Source organism: Streptomyces sp. CS113, assembly GCF_002188365.1.
GTDB classification, from domain to species: Bacteria; Actinomycetota; Actinomycetes; order Streptomycetales; family Streptomycetaceae; genus Streptomyces; species Streptomyces tendae.
In genome coordinates, this window is record NZ_KZ195574.1 from 4,052,376 (window position 1) to 4,075,171 (window position 22,796).

General features: G+C 69.4%; 9 protein-coding genes. 4 read left to right on the forward strand and 5 right to left on the reverse strand.

Going from position 1 to position 22,796, the window contains the following annotated elements; translation table 11 throughout:
* Positions 1 to 137 precede the first annotated feature (137 nt).
* Genes drmC through drmD form a run of 5 tightly spaced genes read right to left on the reverse strand, consistent with a single transcriptional unit; the run spans position 138 to position 13,908 of the window.
* Positions 138 to 872 (reverse strand): DISARM system phospholipase D-like protein DrmC, encoded by a 735-nt coding sequence (drmC, locus tag B9W62_RS17865; protein WP_087808074.1) that lies wholly within the window; start codon positions 870 to 872, stop codon positions 138 to 140.
* On the reverse strand, positions 865 to 2,898 hold the full coding sequence (drmB, locus tag B9W62_RS17870; RefSeq protein WP_087808075.1) for a DUF1998 domain-containing protein: 2,034 nt from the start codon (positions 2,896 to 2,898) through the stop codon (positions 865 to 867). The genes drmC and drmB overlap by 8 nt, the downstream gene beginning before the upstream one ends.
* A complete protein-coding gene (gene drmA, locus B9W62_RS17875) occupies positions 2,895 to 6,647 on the reverse strand; it encodes a DISARM system helicase DrmA (RefSeq protein WP_087808076.1) in 3,753 nt (1,250 codons plus the stop codon). The genes drmB and drmA overlap by 4 nt, the downstream gene beginning before the upstream one ends.
* Positions 6,644 to 10,681: a DNA methyltransferase gene (locus B9W62_RS17880; RefSeq protein ID WP_087808077.1), complete on the reverse strand. Its 4,038-nt coding sequence runs from the start codon at positions 10,679 to 10,681 to the stop codon at positions 6,644 to 6,646. Before B9W62_RS17880 ends, drmA begins: the two co-directional genes overlap by 4 nt.
* A complete protein-coding gene (drmD, locus tag B9W62_RS17885; RefSeq protein ID WP_256976469.1) occupies positions 10,678 to 13,908 on the reverse strand; it encodes a DISARM system SNF2-like helicase DrmD in 3,231 nt (1,076 codons plus the stop codon). Before drmD ends, B9W62_RS17880 begins: the two co-directional genes overlap by 4 nt.
* A gap of 293 nt (positions 13,909 to 14,201) precedes the next feature.
* Here drmD and B9W62_RS17890 point away from each other — a divergent pair, with 293 nt between their 5' ends.
* Genes B9W62_RS17890 through B9W62_RS17905 form a run of 4 tightly spaced genes read left to right on the forward strand, consistent with a single transcriptional unit; the run spans position 14,202 to position 22,658 of the window.
* Complete coding sequence (locus B9W62_RS17890) at positions 14,202 to 15,827, forward strand: TIGR02677 family protein (RefSeq protein ID WP_053637933.1); 1,626 nt, start codon at positions 14,202 to 14,204, stop codon at positions 15,825 to 15,827.
* On the forward strand, positions 15,824 to 17,149 hold the full coding sequence (locus B9W62_RS17895) for a TIGR02678 family protein (RefSeq protein ID WP_087808079.1): 1,326 nt from the start codon (positions 15,824 to 15,826) through the stop codon (positions 17,147 to 17,149). Before B9W62_RS17890 ends, B9W62_RS17895 begins: the two co-directional genes overlap by 4 nt.
* On the forward strand, positions 17,146 to 21,384 hold the full coding sequence (locus B9W62_RS17900; RefSeq protein WP_087808080.1) for a TIGR02680 family protein: 4,239 nt from the start codon (positions 17,146 to 17,148) through the stop codon (positions 21,382 to 21,384). Before B9W62_RS17895 ends, B9W62_RS17900 begins: the two co-directional genes overlap by 4 nt.
* Positions 21,381 to 22,658, forward strand: a complete 1,278-nt coding sequence (locus B9W62_RS17905; protein ID WP_087808081.1) for a TIGR02679 family protein — start codon at positions 21,381 to 21,383, stop codon at positions 22,656 to 22,658. Before B9W62_RS17900 ends, B9W62_RS17905 begins: the two co-directional genes overlap by 4 nt.
* The last annotated feature ends 138 nt before the right edge of the window (positions 22,659 to 22,796 follow it).

Genomic DNA, 22,796 nt, shown 5'->3' on the forward strand with positions numbered 1-22,796 from the left:
CTGGTCTCATTCAGCCCACCCGTCCGGAGGGGGCAACCCCGAACGCTACGCCGCAGGCCAGAACACCCACGGCCCTCGCCGAGCCCCCCGGACTAGCATCTGGAGAGCCTGCTGGGCATCTATAAGCGATTGCCTCGTTAGGGGATCCGCTCGTACAAGGCCCTCTCTGCCTCCCGCAGCTCGCGCTCGACGGCTTCGGTGAGGTTCGGGTTGTCGATGAGGACGCCGAACTCAACGTTGTTGTTCTCTGCGCTCCAGGAGAAGTTCGCGCTGGTGACCAGGAGGAGGTGGTGGTCGATGGCGAGGAACTTGGCGTGATTGCGGACGTGCCCGCCGTCGAACTTTTTGGTCCGCCATACCTCGGCCGGAGCCAGGTGCGCGGCTACCTCTGTGGTCGACGGGGTCCAGTGTTGTCCGCTGCCGTCGGCGGCCCGGGTGTCCATGTAGACACCGACGGCGACGCCGTCGCGCTGTGCGGCTGTCCGAAGTGACGTCCAGAGTGCTGAGCTGCGCTGGAAGTTGAAGGTCGAGCAGGTGATCGCGTGGCGGGCGCTGTCGACGAGGCGGGTGACCGAGGTGGTGAGCGGTCCGCTCTGGGCGAGGTGTCCGGGCATGGTCCACAGCGGTGACAGTGTGGTCGGAAGTGCCCGTGCCCCCTCGATGGCCCTCAGGACCAGGATCTGTTGGGGTGCCGCTCCGGGACCGCTGCCGACGGCCTCCAGCAGGTGCCGGACCTCTGCCCGCTGGCCGACTGCGACGACCTTGAGTGCGGTGGTCAAGGTGTCGCCGTCGGCCAGTCGGTCCGCTATGTCCTTGGCCTCGGTTCCGGTCAGGAGCCGGCCGAGCTGGCGTGGCGCGTCCGCGTCACTCATGGGCCTGGAAGAAGCCGAGGTCGCTGCCGGGCAGGTCGAGGAGGAAGCGGCGGTCGAGGAAGCGGTTGGCGCGCTCGCAGGAGGTTTCCGAGGCCATGACGCAGCAGTGGCAGGCGGCGCCGTGGAGGAAGTCCTCGGGGTCCTGGGGGGTGCGCTTGGAGCAGATGGGGTCGGAGGAGCAGCGTGTGGCCTTGCGCAGTGCGCTGCCGAGGACCCGTTGAAGGCGTGTGGGCTCGCTGAGCTGTACGAGGCCGCCGAGGGTGCCGTCGCTGTCTGAGGCGGTGGTGCAGATGAGAAGGCCGGCCGCGGGGTCGCGTCCTTCGGCGGCGGGCCATGCGTAGAGGCGTTCGCTGAGGCTGGCGGCCGAGTAGCCGCAGGTCAGGGCGAGTTCGCGGATGAGGATGTGGGTGAGGGTGTGGACGAGCCAGTAGCGCGGGGGCTTCAGGCGGCTGTCGGGGTCGATCTGGCCCGCCGTGTCGGAGAAGCGGCGCTCGAAGTTCCTGCGGTGTGCCTCGCGGTGGAGTTTCCACAGGTCGGTGTCCAGGACGCGCTTCTCCCACGCGGCGACGGCGTTCTCGTCGAGTTGGAGGAAGATGCCTTCGCCGCGGTCCTCGGTGGCCACGGTCCAGCTCGGGCGGGACGTACGCGTCAGTGGGGCCAGGCGGCGTGGGAGGTCGCCGACGCGGTCCATGTCGTCGATGCGGGTGAAGCCGACCAGGGCATTCACCTTGCGGAGGCGTTCGACCGCGAGCACACGGGTGATCTCCGGCTGCAGGGCGTCGCCCCGGTCGCGGGTGGCTAGGGTGAGTCCGCTCTTGGGGTCCTCGACGCGGGTGCCGACGATGTCACGCAGCAGGTACCGCCATTCGGGGACGAGGAGGTCGACGGGGTCCCACTCGCGGAGCTTCTCCTCCTGTTCCTCCGGGGTGTCGGTGGGGGCGGAGGCGGCCTGCAGGACCTGCTCCAGGTTGTGGTCGGACAGGCCGGTGACGTCGACGCCGCCGTCCATGCCGAGGAGGTCCCGGATCAGGTCGAGGTTGGCGCGGTACTTGGCGAGCTTGTCGCCCAGTGCGGTGCGGACCCGGTCGGCCAGGTCGCTGGCCTGCTCCTCCTGGGACTCCGGCATCACGATGATGGACTGGGTGGCGGGGAACCACAGGTTGGATGCGCCGACGAGCATCAGTCGGGTCTCGTTGCGGCAGCCCTTGGGCTCGAAGGCGTCCAGGTGGGGGTGGCGGCCTCGGCACTGCGGGAGTTTCGCCCTGCCGGCCTCGCCCTGGGCCTCGGTCATTGGCCGCCGCATGTCGCAGGACGCGCAGTGGATGACGGCCGAGGCGCCCTTGCCGGCGGTCCGGTCGACCATCTTCAGAGCGGGCAGCTGCGCCTGGCTGCAAGGCTGTCCGCGGTGCACCCACAGGTCGTACGGGAACTCGTCCAGGTGCCCGTCGACGCAGGCCAGCAGATACCGGGCCGGGATGGCGGTGCGGCGCATCGGCTTGCGGGTGCCGGCGCCCGCGCGGCCCGTGCACCTGGCGTGCTCGAAAACGGCCAAGTCGGTGCGGAAAGGGTGCGTGTTGCGGTAGTCGAACTGAGTGAGTAGTCCGAGCATGTCGCAGCCCGTGCATCGCAGCCACTGCGGGAAGACCCGGGAGGGGACTCCGAGGTCGTTGCCTTCGGCGGACCGGCTGTGCTTCTTCGGCTGCCAGGGGTACGGCCGCAGCTGCACGTCGGGCGAACGCAGCATCATCCGGACCACGTCGCGCAGGCGCGGGGCGTGGATCTGCGGGGGCGCGGAGTCGCGGCGCCGCCAGATGCGGTCCCAGTCGTCCAGGCCGGTGGGCATGATCGTGAACTGCGGCAAGTCCATGATCGCGCCGGGGCCGTAGGTGTACAGCAGGGAGGAGGGGCGGGCCGAGCCGACCTTGGCACGGTTGTGCTTGGTCGCCTTCTCCGCCTCCTGTTCCAGGTCGCCCAGCGGGTCGACGGCGCGGGCGACGTCGTAGACGAAGCGCGTCTCGTCACTCACGAGTTGTCCTCCGGCATCTTCCACTGAGGGGCATGGTCGGGTGCGCGGTACACCAGGCGCTCCTTGATCGGGCTCACCAGGAGGTTGATCTCCGGCTGCACCTCGCGCATCGAGTTCGCCACGATGAACGGCGCAGCGTCCCGGGTGTCGATGCCCGCCTTGGCGTTCTCCGCGCTCATCATCAGCGCGTCGTGCCGACCGTCGTCCAGAACCCTCTCGTACACCAGCGACTTGCGGTCCTCCATGAGGCTCTTACGGCGCTTGCCCCATTGGTCGAGCCGGTTCTCCAGGCGCAGGCGGGCGCGGGTGGCGGCATCCTCGTCGCCGGCCCGCGCGACGCGACGCACGAGGGCGTCGACGAGTTCGCCCGCGAAGTGCTGCTCGGCCTCGATACGGGCCGCCCCGTCCTCCGGGGACAGCCCTTGGCCGGCCTTGGCGGCCTGCAGGACACGGGCGGCGCTGACCAGCACGCCGTCCAGGCCGCGCTCCAGCGAGGTCACCGAGAACGGGGTCACCGACAGCGCCTCCACCTGGGCGTAGAACGTCTCGTGGTAGTGGCGGAACTGCTCGAAATGGGCGAGGTCCCTCGGCCGCGCCCAGTTCCCGAGCGCGACCACCAGGCCCGGCCGGTCCGCGGTACGGCCGACACGGGAGGACGCCTGGATGTACTCCGCGGTGTTCTTCGGCTGCCCCACCACGAGCATCAGCCCAAGGCGGGTCACGTCCACGCCCACCTGGAGCATCGAGGTGGCCAGGACCACGTCGTACGGATTGACCTCACGCGTGGGATCCGGCTTCTTTGCCTCGCGCAGCGCGCGCCGGTTGCGCTTGCCTGCGGTGGAGTCGAAGCCCGGGTCGAACGCCGTCGCCATCTGGTCCAGGGTCGCGGTGATGTCCGCGCTGGCCACGCGCGAGGTCAGCTCGGCGACGTGCAGCGAACCGTAATCGGTGCCGGTGCGGCGGGGGAGCTTCGACCAGGGGCGGCCCTTGGCGAGGGCGGTCTGGATGTCGTCGCTCATGTACCGGGCCATGCCGGCGAGTTCACGGGTGGCGCTGAAGTAGCCGACCAGGCTCATGTACGGATCGGCCGCGCGTCCGGAGCGGTCGAGGAGCAGCTGCCCGCCGGCCAGGAGCACCTCGGCGACCCGGATCTCCGCCGTGGTCAAGCGCACCCCGGTCGTGCTGATCCCGACGTACCGGCGCCCCGGGTGCTTCTCGGAGACCGGGATCTCCTTGGAGAAGTAGGTGTTGCCGGCGTCCAGGACCTGCGGCGGGAAGATGGTGACGTCGCGCCCGTACAGCGCACGCACCTGCTCCGACGCGTTACGTGCGGTGGCTGTGGAGGCGACGAGCAGCGGACGCACCGGGCGCCCGTCCTTCGTCCGCCAGTCGGTCATCACGTCGATGGCCACCTCGAACAGGCCCACCGTCGTGCCGAGTGCCCCGGTGATCAGGTGCAGCTCGTCCTGGATGACCAGGTCCGGGGGCCGCAGCCGCGTGGCCGGGTGAACGGGGGCCGCCGGCCAGCCGTCCTTCTTGGGATGCTTGCTGCCGTCCTTGATGTCGCACTGCTGATAGTCGGGATGCACGAAGCCGTGCCGCTCACAGCGCCGCGAGACGTGCCCGAACAGCGAGGCGGCCTCGCCCTCCCGCGCCAGGCGAGCGAACTTGTCCACGGTGGCGATGACGAACGCCGGCGCGAGCCGGTAGATCTCCTCGTCCACCGTGAGCACCGGCAGCCCGTCCGGGACCTCGCCGCCGTCAGCGAACGGACAGTCAGCCAGCTCGTCCCCGCAGTACACGTACACCCGGCGCAGCGCGGGCTCCGTGCGCACATCGCGCGCCTCGACCCGCGTCCCACACCACGGGCAGCGCTGGATCTGCAGCACCGTCAGCCGATAGCCACGGCCCCCATGGGCCTTCTGCAACTGCTCGGCGGCCTCGTCGTACCGCTTCGGGCTCACATCGGTACCGACCCACAGCCCGATCCGGAACGGCTCCTCCCCCCACGTCGCCACATCATCGCGCCGGGCCAGCTCCGCCGCGCACACCAGGGCGGTGGCGCGCTGGAACTGCTGAGCGGTGAGCAGGCGCAGCGTGTACCGCATGAGGACGGCCACCCCAGACCGCCCGTCCAGCGGACCATCGAAGGCATCCACGACACCCTGGCGGCGACGAATCGCGAACGTGTAGGCGGCCAGACCCAGATACGCCTCCGTCTTGCCACCACCAGTCGGGAAGAACAACAGCTGCGCCTTGGCCAGATCCCCCGACCGCTTCTCGGCCGCCGGGTCGGACAGCAACGGCAACTGCATGAGCACGAAGGCCAGCTGGAAGGTACGCCACGAATGCGCCAAGGCCCCCTTCTCCGCGAGGATCGCCTCGCGAGCCTCGTCGATGCTCTCCTCCGGCCGACTCGCCCGCCGCTCCGCGACCTGCGACTGCACACGCTGATCAGCCATCACCCGGTTCATGAACCGGAAACAGCGCAACGCCTCCTCGTCCCCGAGGAGATGCTTCAGACCCTCCTCAAGCTGGCGCTGCACCCGACGCGCCTCGGCGACCGCGTCCAGACCCTCGGACCTCAGATGCTCCGGAAGAGCCTCGGCCCGCCGCTCCTCGCCGTCCAGCCAGGCCGTGTAACCCGCGACGATCGGCTCAAGACCCGTACGCAGCTCGTCGATCGACGCCTCCTGGAGCCTGCGCATGTCCAGCAGGGCCGCACCGATCTCCTCAGCGGCCGTCTGCGGCGTCTCACTCACCGGCAGCCACGTCGTCCAGACCTCACTGGCCCTGCGCGCTCCCTCAGCTACCTCCCAGTCCACCGAGCAGGTCCGGCCATGGGCGAACTCCAGACGGTTGCGGTACTGAAGCCGCAGCCGCCGCAGCTCGTCGTCCGGCTCCTCGCGCGTGTCCAGGAGTACGTCATTGACCGGCAGGAACACCTCAGCTCCACCGGCCGACACCGACAGCTTGGTCTGGTACAGCCACGCCTCGACCGGGATCTTGCGGGGGGTCTCCCGGTCGTTGCACAACGCCACCTCGATCAGCCGACAGCCACGCTCGGCATCGTCGTAACGATCCACCCGAAGCAAGACCTTGTCTTTGAGCACGACCTCGGTCGTACGGGACGGCTTCAGGTCGGCAACCTTGATCGCCTTAGCTATGGCGTGCGGGGTGCGCTGGAAACGACGGATAGCTGAAGCGGATGCCGCGCCCTCGCCCCCGCCGTCTCCGGTGTCCTCGCCACGCTTCTCCTTCACCGGCTCGTACGTGCCCCACGAGGCGGTCACCGTGAACTCGTCGAGATCGTCGGGGATCTGGAAACGCAGCCCCATCGACGCCGGGATCATCAGTCCACGCTTCTGCGGCTGGTCCTCGACCTCGTCCTCGTCCGAACTCGCGCTGCTGTCGTCAACGGCGGTGAGCGGCACGCCCCGGCTCTCTGCGGCATCCACAGCGTCGCCCACGTCGGTCGCGGCGTCGTCCGATCCGGCCTCGCCGGGGTCGTCCTGGCCAGCGGTGAGCCGCACGGGCGCGATCCGGCCGATCAGGTACGCCGAGTCAGGAACACCGTCGAGGGTCTCGTCCGGGCCGTTGGCCGGGCCCAGGAGCTCACGTTCCAGGATGTCGACCAGGTTCTCCCGGGCGGTCCAGGAACGGTCGTCGGGTTCGAGGGCGAGACGGTAGGCCGGGGCCTGAGGAGCGCCGCCTGCGGGCTGATCGCTGGTGCGCCGTGGGGTGGTCACTCGTCGTCCTCCTCGTCCTCGATGCCCTCATTGTTGCCGGGGGGACTGACAACGCCCTGCGAGGCGGCGCGGCGATGGTTCTCTTCGAGGAGGCGGTCGAGGATCTCCACCCGGGCGGCGGGGCTCACCGTCCAGCGTTGCATCTGGCGGTAGGTGTGGAAGCCATGCTCCAGAGGGACGTCGTCCCAGCCGTAGGCGGTCATGACCGCCTGGTCGAGCTCAACGTGGATCTCACGAAGACGACGCACGTCATCATCGGATGAGCCTTCAATTCCGGGAGAATTGATCATGTCGTACAGGTCGGTCAATCCAAGTCCCCGCCGAAGCATCACCTCTTCACGGACATCGTTCAGTTCCTTCCCTAGCCCGGAGAGGGGTGCGTGACTGACTGGGCGGGGGAACGTATCGAATACCGCAGTCGGGGCGTAGCCGGAATCGCCCGTCCTAGTAGTCCCCCTAAGGGTCGCCCAGGTTACATGAATGGACGATGAGAGGACGGCCTGGAGGGCAAACGAATCGGATGCGAAGACGGCTAGGCGATTACTGAACACTTGCCCCGTGGGCACCCTTGCAGGAATTAGCGTCTTGCTAACCAAAGTGAGAGCAAGCACGTGGTCGAGATCCTTAAGGACTTCACGCAATGCAGGGCGGGTATTCCAATACTGCCACCACTGATTTACCAGGCGCGGGTACTTCTCACCATCCTGAGCGAGCCGATAACTCTTCACGCCGGACTCGACATGCCGCCACGGCCGGTCGAAACTGCGGGCGACCTCCATGGGCATTTCGGCGAAATCGACGATCCATCTGGAGGCGCTGCAATCTGGGCGCGAGTTAAGATCCTTCCCCACCAGATAGGGGAGAACGACCTCTCTCAGCCGCGCATCTTCCTTCGTCCAGGATTCTGCCTCTTCCTTGCTAACCAAGAAACCTTCGCCGTACGGCTTGCAGCCCTCAAAGCAGATGCCGGAGTTTTCGACAAGTTTGATGGGGTCTCCGGAGACTCTTCCCTCTGGCTCCAGCAGGGAAGTGATCCTCCTTACGCGATAGCCGTCGGCGAAGCGTTCGATGGCCTCGGCCGTAGCACCCTTCGCCCCCCAGACCGCCGCATACTCCAGGTTGACAGATTTCACGGGCCACCGCTTGCTCTGTACCGACCTAGTGATGGACAAGCCGGATCTCACCATTTGGGCGAGCCCTACTTCTCTGGTCTTCCCCTGGGCCAAGGAGTTCGTAGCAATGAGGCCGAACGAGCTTGACTTGTGCATCAACTCAAACGCCCTGAGGAAGAAGTAGGCAACCATGTCGGATTTTCCTCGTACACCGCCTGCCACCACCTCGGCCAGCCAGTCGCAGACGTTCTTTCCCAGGTCTGACGACAAGTAAGTGGACCCCCTGAAGGGCGGGTTGCCGATGACAGCATCGAACCCCCCTTGCTCCATGACATCCGGCACCGCCAGGATCCAGTGCAGCGGCTTCCACCGCTCGTAGTCCGTTGTCACAGTCGGAGTGAGCCCGGCCTCCTGGATGCCGTCGAGCATCGTCCGATCCGCCTCCCCGCCATCGGCCGGGTACGCCTTCTCCACTGCGATGCTCAGATCCTCATACGCGGCCTTCAACTGCTTCCCAGGCTTGCCACCCCACCGCAGCCCGGCCGCGATCACGCCGTCCGCGACGTCGGCGAGCTGCGCGGTCAGCTCCTGGTACCGGCGCCACTGCCGCCGCTTGGTGGCGGCCGAGCGCTGCGGGTCGTTGTCGTCGACCTCGGTGGCGAGCTGGCGGCGCAGACGGCTGGCCTGGTCCAGGATGTCGTCCACGTCCAAGGCGAAGATGCTGAACTGGTTGCCGGCCGCGGCGGGGTCGATGTGGAGGCGGCGCAGCTGGTCTGCGTCGGTCAAGCCGAGCAGGGCGTTGCCGTGGAGCACCTTGTCGTCGACGAAGGAGAACGGGAGCTTCGGGTCCAGGGAGACCAGCCAGAGCGACAGCTTGCACATCTCCACGGCCATGCCGTTGATGTCGGCGCCGTACAGGCAGGTCGCGACGACGGTCCTTATCGCGTGGACGTGCAGGTCGTGCGGTGTCCTTCCGTACGCCACGCCCTCGCGCTGCCATGCCTCGACGAGCCGGTCGGCGAGGTAGCGCGCCGCGGCGACGAGGAAGGCGCCCGAGCCGCAGGCGATGTCGGCGATGCGCAGGTCGAGGATCTGGTCGGAGTCGATGGGCCGCCATGCGTCCTGGTCGGCGGTCTGGTGTGGTCCGGGCGAGTAGACGAGGGGTTCCAGCGCGTACCGGACGACTTCCTCGGCCAGTGAGCGGGGCGTGTAGTGCGCGCCGGCCGAGGCGCGCGAGGGGGTCTCCACCAGAAGGACGCCTCCGGGCTCGACCACCAGCGGTCGGTTACGCAGGTCGCGGCGGACGATGCCGATGAACGGGCGGAGGCGGTCGCGCAGCTTGGGGTCGTCGGTGACGTCGCGCAGGGCGATCTCGGTGTCGTCGAGGGTGTCGCCCGTCTTCAGCGCCTTGGTGAGGGCGGCCTTGCTGGACGGCTTCGCGGCCGGCTGGTGTTGCTTTATCCAGGCGAGGATCGCGTCGGCCAGCGCGGTCTCGGTGCGCTTGGCCTGGCTGAGTTCTTCGAGGGTGGCGAGGGGGATCTCGGGTTCGGATCCCGCGCTGCCGGTGAGGCCGACGATGATCTCTTCGGCGGGTTCGCAGGAGTAGCCGAGCAGGCCCTCGTAGATGTAGCCGATCTGTTCGACGTCGATGTCGCGGAAGGAGATGCGTCGTGCTCCGCCGGGCAGCTGGGCGATCTGGACGGCGCGCAGGACTTCGAGCATGACGCGGTCGCTGACCGTGATGGCCAGGGTGTCCTGGGAGTCGCAGGCGGTGAGGAAGGGGAAGCGGGCCGGGTCGAAGAGGGAGCCGCCGTACTCGGGCAGGCGCAGGTCTTCGAAGGTCGCGCCCCGGTACAGGGCCTGGGAGGTGGCCAGGAGGCGGTGCCAGGTCAGGAACGTGGCGTCGAGGGCCTGTTCGCTCTCTTCCTTCTCGCGGGCGTCGAGGAGGTCGAGTTCGTCGCTGATGCCGTATCCCATGGCGAAGAGGCGGCTCTGGGGCAGCAGTCCGCGTTCTTCGGCGAAGAGGAGGAAGATGACGCGCATCATGACGGTGACGGCGGCCTCGTAGACCTCGCCCCTTGCCGCGGGCAGCGGGTCGGGTTCGCCGCGTCGCTGTGCGTCCAGGGCGCCTTCGGACAGGGCTTGGACGATGAGTTCGACGGCGCGGCGGACCTGGGTGCCGAGCGCTTCGGTGATTTTCTCGGCGGCGGTGACGGACTCGCCGAAGAGTTCGGTCAGCCGGTCCTGCTGTTTGCCGCCGACCAGGCGGCGGCGCTGGAGGAGTTCGATGAAGGCGTTGCGGGTCTGGGGCTCTTCGATCCAGGTCTGGGCGTCGACGATGCCGGAGGCGACCATGGTCTGCGGGCGGGCGCTGACGATCGCCCACCAGCGGCCGTCGGTGACGACGCCGATGGGGACGCCGGAGGCGCGCAGCAGCTCTTCCATGCGGTCGATGGGGCTGGCAGACCAGCCGTCGGTGATCGGGTCGCGCAGGGAGTCCGTGGGGTCGGTGATCAGGACGAGGGCGCCGGTGGTGTCGCCGTGGACGAGGGCGCCGTCGGCGCGCACGGTGACGGTGTAGTCGGGTGAGTGGACCTCGGCGGCGGCAGGGGCGGGCACGGTGTAGGAGGTGCCCCAGCGCAGGCCCTGGCGCAGGACGAGGTCGACCCAGGTGTCGCGGGCCTCGCGGTACAGGTCGAGGGCGGCTTCGTCGCCCGGGTGCTCGTCCCAGTTCTCCCATGCCTTCTCGAAGGCGGGCTTGGCGTCCTTGATGGCGTCGAGCGCCCGGGAGTCGGGCTGGGGGATGCCCTGGGGGTAGACGCGTTCCAGGGCGGGGACGGCGAGGAAGGGGCCGTCGGCGTCGACGAGTTCGAGCCAGGCGCGGTGCAGGCCGGCGGCGGTCGGGGGGTAGCGGCGGCTCATGCCTTGACCATTCCGTTCTTCGCGTCTTCGGGGGTGAGGGCGAACACGACCGCGGCGGCGGATACGTAGGGCCTGATGTCGCTGTAGCGCTCCTGGATCGAGGCGATCTCGCGTGCCTCCTCGTCGTCCAGGCTGTCGAGGCGCTCGTTCATGTGGTGTAGGTCTCGGCGTCGCTGCTTCTGTTGGTCGTCGGTGAACAGCAGCTCTTCCTCGGCGCGGATGGCATGCTCCAGGCGGTCTCGGGACTCGCGCAGGTTGAGCCGGAAGGCGTCGAAGATCTCGTGGGCGCGCTGGATGTCGGCGTCCCGGCGCTGGGTGAGTGCCTCGGTGACCTTCTCCTGGCGGCTGGCGCTCTTGCGTTCCATCGCGGTCAGCAGGCGTGTGCGCAGCCGGGAGTCGTCGTCGTTCCACTGTTCGGCGAGGTGAGCACGTACCTTCTCATCGGCGAGGAGCAGGTCCGCGGAGTCGAGGGTTTCGTCGAGGACCTGTTCGACCTTGGACTCGGCAAGGGCCTGGCCACGTAGCCGGACGCCAGTGAGGAACACCTCTTCGTGCAGGCGCAGCCCGCCGCGTCCGACGAGGACGAGCCGGGAGACTGCGGCGACACAGGACTCGGGAAGGCCGGGGGCGATGACGGCGGTGACCCGGTTGACCGGGGAGTCCGTGCTGAACAGCGCCGAGCGCAGGGTGCGGGTGGCGCGCTGCATGAGGGCGTGCCCGAGGTGGATGTGGACCAGGTCGGTGCGGTGCTGCGCGGCCTGGTCGTCGAAGGTGATGGGGCGCAGGACGCCAGGTTCCAGGCGGGTGTCCAGGCCACGCAGGGCCGGCTGCCAGGAGCGGCTGAGGTTCGGGATCTCGAAGACCTGTGCTTCGGTGCGGTCGTCGCCGATCTCGACGAGCGGGGGCTGCGAGGTCAGCGTGAGCGCGGTGTCCACCACCCTGCGGGCGTTCGCGGGCGTGAGGTGCATGGCGGCCTTGCTCTCGTGGTACGTCTCGGAGAGCTTGGTGAGCCGGCGGTTCAGCTCCATTCCGCCGGCCAGCACGCGGGTGATCACCTCGTTGCCGTCGTCCGGCGCGGTCAGCCGGGTCTTGCGGGTCGTACGGGTGGGGGCGAAGTGTTCCTGCACCTCGGCGTCGATGACCTGGTTGACCTTGCCGAGGTCCTCGGTGGCCTGCCCGACCTTGGTCGCGATGATCCCCATGAACTTCATGTCCGCGTCGTACGTCGTGGAGCTGGAGACCGGCACGAAGTGGAAGATCTCCGGGTGCTTGGTCTGCCCGTACCGGTCGATCCGGCCGATGCGCTGCTCCAGGCGGGACGGGTTGAACGGGATGTCGAAGTTGACCAGGCGGTGGCAGTGGGTCTGCAGGTCGATGCCCTCGCCGGCGGAGTCGGTGGCGAGCAGGACTCGGACTTTGTGCTTATCCGGGCTCTCGGTGAACCGGGCGCGGATCTTCTCCCGCTCCTCGGTCGGGGTCGAGCCCTGGATGACCTCCAGTACGTCGTTGTAGCCGCGCTGCCGCAGGACGCGCTCGATCCATTCGAGGGTGGCCGCGTACTCCGTGAACACCACGACCCGTTCGTTGGTCCAGTGCGTGCCGTCCGGCCGGCAGACCGCGGCGAGGAAGGTCAGCAGTTCTTCCAGCCGGGAGTCCGGCTTGTGCTCATAGCGGCGCCCCCACTCGATGAGCGAGGCGATCTCGCTGCTGGTGGCCGCGACCAGAGGGTCCGAGCCCTTGGAGTGGCGCAGCGCGGTGAACTCGGGGTGCTCGGCCGCGCCCTCCTCCTCGTCCGACTGACCGCTGCCCAGCACCTCCGTGTAGTACTGGTCTTCGTCGTCCATCCGAAGCTGCCGGTCGCCCCCGTCAGCGCCCTCGTACAGCTCAAGGGTGCGGGCGAACGACCACGGGCTGGACAGGAAACGCTTCTTCAGCAGCATCGCGACGATGTCGCCACCCGAGCCCTTGCCGTTCGCCCGGGCACTGTCCGCCAGCAGCCGCTCCAACCTCGCGAACTGCTGCTGCTCCTCCTCCGACGGCGTGAACGGGAGGGTCCCCAGCTTCCGGGTCTTGAACCCCTTGTCCGGCAGGTCGGTCTTCAGCCACCGCACCATCACCTCCTTCAGGGCCTGCTCGTCGATGCTCGCGCCGCGGGTGAACCGGCGGCCGTCGATCATCTCCAGCAGGGCGGTGAACGACTCCGAATAGCCGTTGTGCGGCGTCGCGCTCAAAAACAGCCGGTGCTCGCACGCCTCGGCGAGCCGCATCGTCGCCGTCGTCCGCTTGCTGTCCACCGCGTAGCCACGCTGCCCCGGCGCCGTCGTCGGGCTGGCCGGCGCCACATGGTGCGCCTCGTCGACCACCAGCACATCAAACGCGTACCGCCTGGCCGTGCCCGCGCTGCGCACATCGGCCAGCACGTCACGCAGCAGGCGCTGCGCCCGCAGTGACGGCAGCCACGCCATGCTCACGATCACGCGGGGGAAGAGCCGGAACGGGTTGGCGTTCAGCCCGTGGCTCCGCCGCACCTTCGCCATCAGCTCGCTGTTGACGATGACGAAGTCGAGGCCGAACTTCTCCCGCATCTCGTCCTGCCACTTCAGCGACAGGCTCGGCGGGCACACGATCACCACGGACCGCGCGCGGTGCCGCAGCAGCAGCTCCTGCACGACAAGCCCGGCCTCGATGGTCTTGCCCAGGCCGACGTCGTCGGCGAGCAGCAGGTTCGTACGCGACGACTGCAGCGCACGGCTCAACGGCACCAGCTGGTATGCCTCCACGTTGGCGCCGCTGCGGAAGGGGGCCTGGTAGGAGTTGGCGTCCGCCGAGGTGACCGCACCCCAGCGGACCGCGTCCACGAACGCGGCGAGGGTGTTCGGGTCGTCGAACGCCTCCGCCCGCACGGTCTCCGGCAGCCCCTGGTTCGGGGCGACGGTGTGGCCGACCTCCAGCTCCCAGACCACCGTCAGCTCTTGCCCGAGCCGGTCCTCGTCCAGCGACTGCAGGCTCACCACGTGGGTAAGGCCCGGCACGCCCTCGTCGGCAGGGCTACGGGGAAGCCCCTGCTTCCGGATGTCAGAAACCGCCCAGGTGGACCCCCGCACCTTAACGACCTGCCCCGGCTCCGGGACCGGTGGAACAGGCGCCGCCTCCGAGGTACTGCTCGCCGGTCCCTGCGGATACTCCGTCGCGGTCGCCACCTGGACAGACTCCTTCGCCAACGCCATCAATGCCAGAGCGTGATCACCAAGGCACAGCGTGCTGCAGACAGGCCCCAGGCGGTCACGGAAATGCCAGTATCTCCGACCCAGGGGAGTACCAGAGGCTGGTTCCGTGACTTCCGCCCCCAGAGCCTTGCGAGCTCAGATCCTCACCCAGACGACAGAGCAGTAACCCGTCCCGATCATTCAGTGACCGCCCATGCAGCCATCGGCTCACTGGGACGCCCGGCTGGGCAATCCATGGAGTATTTCAGGCCATCTAGCGGCGACGTCTGAATGCGCCACGTAACGTCACCGGCATGGTGGGACGCACATCCAGCTCAGGTCAGGACGCCAGCCAGGAAACACACAGGCGGCTGGACGCCTACACCTACCTCAGCGCCCCCGAGCGGCTGGAGCACCTGGCGATCATGCGGGTCTTCTGCGGGACCCTGCTGGCGGACCTGGCCGTGCCGGATCTCCTGGCGAAGCTGCGCCAGGCCGGCGGCCCTGCCGCCGGGCTCGACGCCGACACCCTCACCGTCCGGCTCGAACAGCTGGTGAAGTGGGGCAACCTGCTGCGCAGCAGCCACACGGTCAAGGCGTCCAGCATCAGCGAGTACCAGCGGTCCCGCGCGCGCTACCAGTTGTCGAAGCTGGGCGAGCGCATCCAACGGGACGCCGACGGTGTCCTGGCCGAGGCGGACGCCGCCCGGGAGGTGAGCAACGAGCTGCTCGCCGTGGTCGAGCGCGGGCTCAGGGAGCTGGCCGAGCTCGTGACCGCGCCCGGTGGCATCGAACCGCAGGACGGGCTGGAGCGGGTCAGCACGCTGTTCGTGCAGTTCACCGAGTTCGCGGATTCCATCCGGGACTTCTACGCCTACCTCGGCCAGGTCCTGGCCCGGTACGACCTGGACAGCGCCGAGTACCAGGGCTTCAAGGAGCTGCTCCTGGACTACGTCGAGGCGATCACTGAAGACGTAGCGTTCCGCGCGCCCCGGATCTCGGCAGCACTGGACACGCTGTGGCCGTACGTCCCGGGTCTGCTCGCCCGGCTGGACGCCCATGCACAGGGCCTCACCGGGCTGTCCCCGCAGGGCGACGGCCGACTGGAGACGCGAGTGCAGCGCAGCCGTGGGCGCGAGCTCACGGACTGGGAGGGCCTGCGCGGCTGGTTCAACGACACCGACGGGCAGGGCAGTCAGGTCGATCAACTGCGGGATGCCACGCTGCGCGCGTTGCAGTCGCTGCTCGCCAACGCCAAGCGGATGCTGCGGTCGGCCACCGGGGAGATGTCCCGGCGCAAGGACCTGCTGCGGCTGGCCCGGTGGTTCGAGGAAGCGGCGCCGCAGGACGCGCACGACATCGCCGTCGCCGCCTTCGGGCTGTACGGCGCGCGTCATCTGGGCATACCCCCGGCCACCGACGAGGTGGTGCCTGCCTACACGAGCTGGTGGACCGGGCCGGTGGTCGAGGTGCCGGTGGCCCTGCGGGAAAGGGGCAGCCGCGCCCAGCGGGGCCGGACGTCCGCGGTGGAGGACCACTCCGCGCAGAAGCGGCGGCTGCGGGATGAAGCCCGTGAGCGGGCGGCCGCCAGGGCAGCGGCGGCGGACGAACTGCGCAGCGCCTCGGGCCGGTTCGCCGAGGTGCGCCTCACCTCGGCTGCGCTCGGTCTGCTCCTGGAGCTGCTGGCCACCGCACTCGGGAACGCGCAGCTGAGGCGTCGCGCCGGCACGGACGGGGCGGGCGCGACGGAATTCGACCTCGACCAGGCCCACAGCGAGGACGCCGAGCTGGGCGTCCGGCTCACCGTGCGACGCACGGCGGGCGCCCGATGCGTCTTGCACTCGGTCGACGGCGACCTGCTGCTGGACGACCTTGAGCTGGACGTCGGCCGCACCTCCTCCGACACGGCCGACGGCGATGCGGAGGTGAGCGTGTCATGAGCCTCCCTTCGACACACGACGTGGCCCTGGCCGCCGAGCGCCGCAGCGCCGCCCGGCTGCTGCTCGCACATCCGCTGGTCACCTCGGACGGCCCGCACGCCGACCTCTTCCCGCTGATCCGCAGGCACGCCGACTGGCTGGGCAAACGGTTCCAGCAGGTGCTCGGCTACCGCCTGCTGGTCGACAGCTCCTACGCCCGGCTCTTCAAGGCGGCCCTGGGAGCAGGCGCGGGACACCGGCTGGAACGCTCCACCGGCACCCCCTTCACCCCGCACACCTACGCCTGCCTCGCGCTGGCCCTGTCCGTGCTGGTGACCGCGCCCGAACAACTGCTGCTGTCACAGCTCGTGGCCGACATCAGGGCCGCCGCGGCCGACGCGGAGATCGAGCTGGATGAGACAGGCAGGGCTGCCGGGAAACGGACCTTGGTAGCAGCTCTGCGCCTGCTGGTCAGGTGGGGTGTCCTCATCGAGACCGAGGGCCATGTGGCCGCTCTCGCACAGGATGCGGGCGGAGAGGCTCTGATCACAGTGGACCGCGAGCTGGCCCGAGTCATCGTCGCCGGCCCGCTCGCCCAGGCCCGTGATGGCGCCGACCTGGTCCGGCGGGCAGCGGACCCGGGGTTCGGCGGTCCTCGCACCTATGTGCGCCGGATGCTCGTCGAGACACCCGTCGTCTACCTGGACGAGCTGACCGACGCCGAACGCGACTGGTTGCGCACCCGGCAGCGCCGCGAAGCGCAGGCGTTCTCCGAACTTCTGGGCCTGGAGATGGAGATCCGCGCCGAGGGAGTGGCGCTGGTGGATCCAGAGGACGAGCTGACGGACCTGCACCTGCCCGGCACCGGGACGGTCGCGCAGGCCGCGCTCCTGCTGGTGGAACGGCTCGTGGAGCGCCTTCGGCCGCAGGAGCCCGGGCACCCGGCGACCGGAGGGACGCTCGTCATCGGCGTGGCTGTTCCGGACGGCCTGGTGGACGAGTTGCTGGCCGAACTGGTCGCCGAGTACGGACAGCGCAGCAACTGGCAGCGTGACTACCTGGAAGACATCCGCGCCCTGCGGGAGGCCGTACTGGACCTGCTGGCCCGCATGCGGCTGATGGCCCGGACCGGTCGGCTGCGTGCCGAGGGCTATGGCCTGCCGGAGGGGTACGCCGATGAGGCACCGGAGGGGCGCACCGTGACCGATGTCCGCGGGGTGCGTCCCGGCGGTGACGGCTGGGTACTGCTGGCCGCGGCGGCGCGCTACGCCACCCACGTGACCGTGCGCCCGGCCACCGCAGCCGGCAAGGGGACGGTTGTTCAAGAGGAGTTGCCGTTGTGACCACCGATGCGCGTGGCCTCGTCCCGCTGCCGCGTTCCGGCCCCACGACGACCGCCGGCACCCGCTTCCGGCTGCACCGGGCGGGCATCCAGAACGTGTGGCAGTACGACGAGCAGGAGTTCGCCTTCGGCGACGGACGGCTGCTCCTGCGCGGCAAGAACGGCGCGGGCAAGTCCAAAGCCCTGGAAATGCTGCTCCCGTATCTGCTGGACGGCGACTCACGGGCGCTGGACGCGACGGGCACCGGCCGGACCACTCTCGCCTGGCTGATGCTGGAAGGGTTCGAGCAGACCAACCGTCTCGGCTACCTGTGGGTGGAGTTCCGGGGCACGACCGACGGCGGTGACCATCGCCACCTCACCCTCGGCGCCGCCATCCGCGCCTCGAAGTCGACGCAGAAGGCGCTGCCGACGTTCTTCGTCACGCCGCTGCGCGTCGGTGAGGACCTGCACCTGGTCGAGAGCGGAAGGCCCCTGCCGGTCGACCGGCTCAAGGAGATCGTCGGCTCCGACAACGTCACCGACCGCGCGGTCGTCCACCGCTCGCGGGTGGCTCGGGAACTGTTCGGCATCACCGACGCGACCCGCTACCGCAACCTCACCCAGCTCCTCCACCGGCTGCGGCGGCCCACTGTCGGGGACCGCATCGAGCACGGAGGACTCGCCTCCATGCTGAGCGAGACCCTGCCGGGACTCGACGAGGACGTGGTCGAGAAGGTCGCGCGCAACCTCCACGACCTCGACGCCGTACGCGACGAACTCGGCCGCCTGGAGCGTACCGATACGGCGCTGCGTACCTTCCTAACCAGTTACCGCGGATACCTGTCCGGAGTCCTGCGCACCTGCGCGCAGGCGGTGAGTGGGGAGCTGGAGGTCCTCGCGCAGCGACGCCGGGCGGCCGGAGACGCCGCACAACGGACCAGCGAGCTGAGGACGCAGGAGGAGGAGGCGGAAGCCCGGCTGGAGACCCTGCGCGACGAGGAAGAAGCCGCCCGGACCGACCTCGCCGCCCTGCACGCCAGCCACGCCTACCGCAGCCTGCGCGAACTGTCGGAACGCCGCACCACGGTCGAGGCGCTCCACACCGCCGCCGTGGCCGCCTTCACTGCCCTCAGCAAAGCACACGGCGCAGAGGAAGGCGCAGCCGAGCGCCTGGCCGACGGTGTCGACCACCTCGGCAGCCGGCTCACCGAACTGGGCACTGAACACCGGGAACTACTGACGCAGGCGGAGAAGGCCGGGCTTCCCACCGGCCATCTCGGCGAGGCAGTCGCCCTGCCCCGCACGGTTCGCTCCCAGGCCGGCGAGACGGAGCTGACCGCTCCGGACGGGGAGAGGCACATCGTGCAGCACCGGTCGGTCGTCCATGTGGACACGGCCGCGGTGCAGGACGGACTGCGGTCCTGGCAGGCGCAGCTGGAGGACGCCGAGACGGTCGTGAAGAACCGGACCCGGATGGTCCAGGAGGTGACGCGCCTCACAGCGCAGGCCGAGAAGGCCCGAAGCCGGGCGGAGCAGGCCGACACCGAGCGGGAACGGCTGGAGAGCGAGGCGGAAGAGGCCGCCGGCCGTCTCGACGCCGGCCGCGAGAAGGTCGCCGAGGAGAGCGGTGCCTATGCCCGCCGGGTCGCCGGGTGGGTCACTCACACGCGGGCCGCCCTCGGATCCGGCTGCCCGCCGCTGGACCCCGTCCACGCAGTGGTCACCTGCGAGAGCTCCGCCGATGCCCCGTTCGCGGACCGGACGCTCCCGCCCGACATCGACGGCCAGGCGTGGCAGGCCGCCCATGCCGCACTCGAGTCGTACGGCGAGGAACTCACCGGACGCCGCGACGCCCTCGCCCTCACCGTCGGCCGGCTCGACGAGGAACTCGGTCGTCTGGCGAGTCAGAAGCGAGACTGGGAGCGACGTACTGATCCCGAGCCGCCGGTCCCCTACCACCGCGTTACCGAAAGGACACCAGGCACCGGGGCGCCCTTCTACCGGCTGGTGGACTTCGTGGATGGGTTGAGCCCCGCGTACCGGGCCGGTCTGGAAGCAGCGCTGGAAGCCAGCGGAATCCTGGACGCGTGGGTCGGCGCGGACGGCGCCCTTGTCGATTCCGGCACCCGTGACACTCTGCTGCGTCCCGGTTCCGCGGCGCCGGACGGGCCGACCCTCGCCTCGGCCCTGAGCCCGGCACCACAACCGGGGTGCGGGGTCACGTCCGAGCAGGTGGAGCACCTGCTGACCGCCATCGCGCTCGCACCGGCCGGGGAAACGACCGCACATGACGCGGTGCACTATGACGGAACCTGGCGTCTGGGCATCCTCAGCGGCCGGCACCACAAGAGCGACGCCGAGTACGTGGGAGCCGCCGTACGCGCCGAGACCCGGCGGCGCATCCTGGCCGAGCTGGAGAAGCAGCTCACGCAGACGGAGCAGCGGCTGACCGACGCCCGTCACGAACTCACCGAGGCCGACGCCCGGCGCCGGGCTATCAGGTTCGCGGAACAGGACTTCCCCCGGGCACGCGGTCTCGCCGACGCCTGGAGCAGAGCCGAGTCGGACGAGAGGACGCTGCGTGACCTGACCGCCAAGGCCACCAGCGCGGCGCGGCTGGCCGAGGAGGCCCGCGCCCTCGCCGTAGCCGCACGCACCGAGGCGGACGCCACCGCCACCGCTTATGACCTGCGCAGCGACCCCGCCGAGCTGGAACGCGTACGCACCGCGCTGGCCGCCCTTCTCACCGGCATCGGGCATCTTCGACGGGCGATCGGCAGCACGGGCGAGCGGCTCGGCGCCCATCACACCGATGCCGAACGGTACGAGCGCGCCCGGAAAGACCGCCTGGACGCGGAGGAGAACTACCGGATCCACCTCACCGGGCTGCGTACCGCGCAACAGGACCTGCGCACCCGCGAGGAGGCCATCGGGGCGACCGAAGAAGAGATCCTCACCCGCGAGCAGGAAGCCAGACAGCGCATCGCGCACGCCGCCGAGGCCGTCCCGGCAGCACAACGTATCCGGAACGATCTGCACGACCGGCGCGTGCGCGCGGAAGAGGAGGAGAAACGCCTGCGCGAGGGCCTGACCGCCCAGGAGACGGCGGTCATCGCAACCGGCGGCGCCCTTCGCGGCGCGCTCGGCCGGCCGGAGGTGGTGCGCGGCGCCGGGGTGGACCGGTCCGCGCTGCCCGAGGACGTGGTGGACGATCCCGGCTCGGACGTCCGCAGCCGTCTGCGCGCGCTAAAGGCGCTGGCCGACGCGGTACAGCAGGCCCTCGGCCGCCCGAAAGGCGAGGTGTCGGACAGCACCCTGCTCAACCGGCACACCGAGCTGCGTGACCAGCTGGCCGGCGGTTACGACGCGCAACTGGACGAACGCGACGGAATCAAGGTATGCCGCCTGATCGACGACCACGGCTCCCACGACGTAGCGGCCGTGGGCGAGCGGATTGCCGTCCAGGCGGCAGAGGCCCGGGGACGGCTCACCGAACGCGAACGCGAGGTGTTCCAGCGGTTCCTGACCGGCGAGCTCGGCGACCATCTCTCGGCCCAGGTCATCACCGCGGCGAACCTGGTCGCGGCACTCAACGACACCCTGCGCACCGTACGCACCTCACACGGTCTCGGCGTGGAACTGCTGTGGAAGCTGGACGAGGACGTCGACGCGGACGTGCGGGCGGCCGTGGACTTGCTGCGCAGTCCGTCGAGCCTGCGCACGCGTGAGCAGACCGAGCAGCTCCGCGAGGTGCTGCAACGCCGGATCGAGGACGCCCGGCGGGCCGATCCCTCAGCCGGTTACGCCGCCCACCTGCGGACCGCTCTCGACTACCGCGACTGGTTCCGCTTCCACACCTTCGTGGTCGAGGACGCCGCTCCGGGACGGCGGCGGAAACTGACCGGCCGCACCGGGCTCAGCCAGGGCGAGCAGCGAGTGCTCTCCTACCTCGTGCTCTTCGCCGCAGCCGCCGCCCACTTCACCAGCCTCGCCGAGTCGGCACCTCACGCCCCGCGGCTGATCCTCCTGGACGACGCCTTCGCCAAGGTCGACGAACCCACCCACGGGAGGCTGGGACGCATCCTCGTCGATCTCGATCTCGACTTCGTCCTTACCAGCGAACGGCTCATGGGCAACTGGCCGGAGGTGCCATCCCTGCACATCTACGAGTGCCTCCGCGATCCCCATGTGCGCGGGGTGGCCACCCTGCACTACACCTGGAACGGCCGACACCGGCGTCTGGTGTCCGTATGAGCAAACTGCCCACGGCGACACGGGACTGGCTGGCCGGTCCCGGGCTCACCAGGCTCTGGGAAGCGGTACGCAAGCGCCTTGAAAGCAACGGCGTGCAGGCCACCGGCTCCCTCCGGCTGACCTCGGTGAGCACCCAGGAACGCAACGACCTGTCGCTCCTACTGGGCAAACCCGTCACAGGTGCTGCCGTAACTGTGCGCCTCGACGCCCTCGACACGCGGCTGCGCGCTTCGGCGGCCGGACTCGGTCTCAGAGAGGTGCTGGAGGAACTGGGCCCTCCGCTCACCGACCGCCGTGCCGTCCGCGCGGGTATCGCGGCACGGCGCGAGCACGTCTGGTCGTCGCTCGCCTCGGCGCTGGACGCTTCTCCGCTCGCCGGACAGGACTGGACCGGGCAGTGGTACGACCTGCTGCGCCGCACCGGCGTACCGAGAGTAGTGACACCCGAAACGGCGGTACGCACGCTCCAGCAGGCAGTGCAGGTCCTCACCGTACTGCTCGGCCCGGAACGGGGTGGCACCCGAGGCCGAGGAGAACTCGCCGCCCTGGCGACCGGGTCCGCACACGGCCTGGACGATGGCACCTGGCTCGCACGCCTCGTCCAACGCGGCATCGCCCTCGCCCACGGCACCGAGTTCCCCGGCGACGCGGTCGGCCGACGCGCACTGTGGCGTCTGGTTTCCGTCACACCGGACGAGGTCTCCAGCACCGTGCTGACGTACGGGCTGCGGCCCGTCGGTGGGGGCTGGCGGGAGCAGGCCCTGCGGCAGCGCGCCGACCATCACGCCGAAGCCCACCTCACGCCGCGCGATCTGCACGACCTGCAGCTGCAACTGCAACTGCCTGCCGAGATAGTGATCCACATCTGTGAGAATCCGCGCGTGGTGGAGGCTGCTGCGGACGCTGGTTGCGTCCGGCCCGTGGTGTGTACCTCCGGCAGCGCCGCCACGGTGGTCCTCACACTCCTTGACGCCCTCGCCGCCACCGGCTGCCGTTTCGCGTACCACGGCGACTTCGACTGGCCGGGCATCGCTCTCGCGAACCGGATCATCCTCCGTTACGAAGCCCAGCCATGGCGCATGGGCGCCGAGGACTACGAGCATCTGGCCGCTCGCAGCCAAGCCGAGGGAATCCCGCAGCTGCCGCTCGACGGCCAGCCCGTCAGCGCGGCCTGGGACCCGGGTCTCGCCCCTGCGATGACCGCTCTCGGGGTCGCACTCCATGAGGAGGTCACCCTCGACCTTCTGGTGGACGACCTCTCCGGTCGGACGTAGGAAGGCTTCGGGATGCGCGGCAGTTACTCAAGTCACCGCCCCTGTCCGTGGAGCCGCTTGGGAGCCGGCCTTCGAGAAGTATCCGGGCCGCATGAGAACAACCGGGACCTCGTCCAATGCCAAGAAACCGACTGCCCA

Coding starts and splice junctions, on each gene's coding strand:
- drmC (WP_087808074.1), bottom strand. CDS start 872: ATGAGTGACGCGGACGCGCCACGCCAGCTCGGCCGGCTCCTGACCGGA.
- B9W62_RS17880 (WP_087808077.1), bottom strand. CDS start 10,681: ATGAGCCGCCGCTACCCCCCGACCGCCGCCGGCCTGCACCGCGCCTGG.
- drmD (WP_256976469.1), bottom strand. CDS start 13,908: ATGGCGTTGGCGAAGGAGTCTGTCCAGGTGGCGACCGCGACGGAGTAT.
- B9W62_RS17890 (WP_053637933.1), top strand. CDS start 14,202: ATGGTGGGACGCACATCCAGCTCAGGTCAGGACGCCAGCCAGGAAACA.
- B9W62_RS17895 (WP_087808079.1), top strand. CDS start 15,824: ATGAGCCTCCCTTCGACACACGACGTGGCCCTGGCCGCCGAGCGCCGC.
- B9W62_RS17905 (WP_087808081.1), top strand. CDS start 21,381: ATGAGCAAACTGCCCACGGCGACACGGGACTGGCTGGCCGGTCCCGGG.